Annotated in this window: 2 protein-coding genes; both read left to right on the forward strand. The window is 68.3% G+C overall.

Going from position 1 to position 3,131, the window contains the following annotated elements; all coding sequences use genetic code 11:
* Positions 1 to 70 precede the first annotated feature (70 nt).
* Positions 71 to 1,307 (forward strand): IS3 family transposase gene (locus tag B9S61_RS20235; RefSeq protein ID WP_103543525.1). Its coding sequence is split into 2 segments (ribosomal slippage): positions 71 to 396 and positions 395 to 1,307, totalling 1,239 coding nucleotides; the frame shifts between segments, so codons are not numbered across the junction.
* A 159-nt stretch (positions 1,308 to 1,466) separates the two neighbouring features.
* Entirely contained in the window at positions 1,467 to 3,116 is a 1,650-nt protein-coding gene (locus tag B9S61_RS20240) for an IS4 family transposase (RefSeq protein ID WP_103542876.1), read from the forward strand.
* The last annotated feature ends 15 nt before the right edge of the window (positions 3,117 to 3,131 follow it).

A 3,131-nucleotide genomic window follows, 5' to 3' on the forward strand; every position in this document is an offset into this window, starting at 1 on the left:
GGGACCTGTCCCCGAGTGGTGGACACCTCTGAGCCCGGCCCCGGCAGGGGCCGGGTAGGAGGGATCTCTTATGGTGATGAAGGTCTACTCGCCCGAGTTCAAGGCGGACGCTGTCGCGCTGTACCTGTCGGACCCGAGCCACACCTTCGAGGGCATCGGCAAGGATCTGGGGATCAGCCGCGAGACGCTGCGTAACCGGGTACGGGCCGAACGGGCCCGCCACGGCGGTGGCAGCAGGACGAGCACGAGCACGGAGATGAGCACGGTGGATTCCCCGCCGACGGCCGAAGAGCTTCAGGTCGAGAACGAGGCCCTGCGCCGGGAGCTGGCGGCAGCGCGCAAGGAGATGCACAAGCTCGCCGCCGAACGTGACATTCTCCGCAAGGCTACGAAGTTTTCGCACAAGAGATGACCTGGTGATCAACCGCTTCCAGTTCATCGAGGACCACCACCGCGCCTGGGGCGTGAAGCGGTTGTGTCACGTGCTGGAGGTCGCGCGCTCCAGTTTCTACAAGTGGCGGGCGGGCCGCGAGGCCCGTGCCGCACGCGAGCGGGCCGACGCCGCTCTCGCCGAGCGGATCAGGGCCGTGCACACCGAGTGGGACGGCACCTACGGCCGCCCGAGGATCACCGCCGAGCTGCGCGAGGACGGTGAGCACGTGAACCACAAACGTGTCGGGCGGGTGATGCGGAAGTTCGGTATCGCCGGGCTGCGGCTGCGCAAGCGCCAGGTCACCACGGTGCCCGAACCGTCCGCCACGCCGGTGCCGGATCTGTTGGATCGTGACTTCACCGCGAGTGCGCCGAACACGAAGTACGTCGGCGACATCACCTACCTGCCGGTGGGCGACGGCGAGTTTCTGTACCTGGCGACGGTGACCGACTGCTTCTCACGCCGTCTGGTGGGCTGGTCGATCGCCGATCACATGCGCACCTCGCTGGTCACCGACGCGCTCCGGGCGGCCGCCTGGGTCCGCGGCAGCCTGGCCGGCGCCGTCTTCCACAGTGATCACGGAGCGCAGTACACGTCTCGCGAATTCGCTGTCGCCTGCGCCGAGTTGGGTGTCACACAGTCCATGGGCGCGGTCGGCGCGAGCGCGGACAACGCACTCGCCGAGTCGTTCAACGCGGCCCTCAAACGCGAGACACTGCGAGGCGCCCGCCGCTTCGACGGGGCCCGCGCCTGCCGCCTGGCCGTCTTCCGCTGGGCCACCCGCTACAACACCCGCCGACGACACTCGGCAAACGGACAGCAGGCCCCGATCGCCTACGAACAGCAATCAGCTACCCTGACATTCGCCGCATAACGACACGAACAGGTGTCCACCTTCACGGGACAAGGCCCAAGGCCGGGAAGTTAGCGTTCTCGCAGGTCCTGCAAGCACATTGAGGGTTCGAAGCGAAAGCACAACGGAGCTCGTTGGTACAGGCAGTCGACCAAGACAGCTTGTACGTGAGGAGCTCCGTTGCAGGTTCATCTTGCCCTGCCGTCCACGCTGACTGCCATCACCCGTACGGTGACCGTGGCCGCGGGCCGGTTCGCCCCGGGCCACCTGGGAGAGCTGACCGCCGTGGTGCCGTTCGAGCTCGTGGACGCGGTGCTGGCGGAGACGCGGACGGTGCAGCGGCGGCTGCGGGACCTGCCCTCTCGGGTCGGAATGTACTTCCTGCTCGCAATGTGCCTGTTCCCTGAGGTCGGCTACCGGCTGGTCTGGGACAAGCTCACCAGCGGCCTGGCCGGCATACCGGTGGCCTCACCGAGCACGAAGGCCCTGCGGGACCTTCGCCGACGGCTGGGGGCCGCGCCGGTTCGGTCACTGTTCGAGGTGCTCGCCGGGCTGCTGGCACGCCCTACCACGCCGGGGGTGCGCTTCGGTGCCTACCGGACCGTGTCCTTCGATGGCTGCAGCTCGCTTCGGGTGCCCGATTCACCCCGCAATCGGGCCTGGCTCGGGCGGACAGCCCATCACGGCTATCCCACGCTGGAGTTGATGACGCTGGTCGAGACCGGGACAAGGTCCATGATCGGCGCAGTGTTCGGCCCCACCGACGAGGGCGAGACCGCCTATGCCTGCCGACTGCTGCATCTGCTGAGGCCGGACATGCTGGTGCTGTGGGACAAGGGCTTCGACGCCAACGACTTCCTCGCCCAGGCGACCGCGACTGGCGCGAAGGTGCTGGGCCGGCTCCGCAGCAACCGGCGCACCCCGGTCCTGGCCCGTCTCGACGACGGCTCATACCTGTCGGTGATCGGCACTGTGGGCGTCCGGGTCATCGACGCTGAAATCACGGTGACCTGCGCTGACGGCACCGTCTTCACCGGCTTCTACCGGCTGGTCACCACCTTGACGGACGCCCGCCGGCACCCTGCGGCGACGCTGATCAAGCTCTACCACGAGCGCTGGGAACACGAGAGCGCGTACTACGCACTCCGCCACACGATCATGGCCGGACGGAAGCTCCGCTCGAACGACCGGGCCGGCCTCGAGCAGGAGATGTGGGCCCTGCTCACGCTCTACCAGGCCCTACGGACCGTGATGGTCGAGGCCGCCGAGTCCATCCCCGGCACCGACCCCGACCGCTGCTGCTTCACTGTGGCACTCCAGACCGCCCGTGACCAGGTCGTCCAGGCCGCCGGGATCGTTCCCGACGAGCAAGGACGCCTCGGACTGACCGGCCGCCGGGTGCTGTCCCGCCTCCTTGCGCCCCGCCGCCACCGGACCAGCACCCGCAAGGTCAAGTCGCCGATGTCCCGCTACAGCGAGCGACGCGACGACGGCCGCCCAGATCACAGCCGCATCATCACCGACCTCGCCGTCACCGTCCTCGAACCCGGCCCCGAACCGCCGCCTCTGCCCACCGTCTCCCGAGACGACCGCTACACCGCCCCGGCCCAGCGACGACGGCATCGCATCCTCGCCCTGCTGCAGGACGACCCGAACCGGCTGTGGAGACCCGCGGAGATCGCCGCCCACTTCGGCGACGTCACCCTGCACACCATGTATCGGCAACTGTCCCGATGGGCCAACACCGGGCTCATCCACAAGCTCGGACCCGGCCTCTACGCAGCCACAACCTGGACCTCAACCCCCTTGCCACCAGCACAAACAGGCTAACTTCCCGGCCTTGGG

Source organism: Streptomyces sp. SM1 (assembly GCF_002910825.1).
Lineage (GTDB): Bacteria > Actinomycetota > Actinomycetes > Streptomycetales > Streptomycetaceae > Streptomyces > Streptomyces okerensis.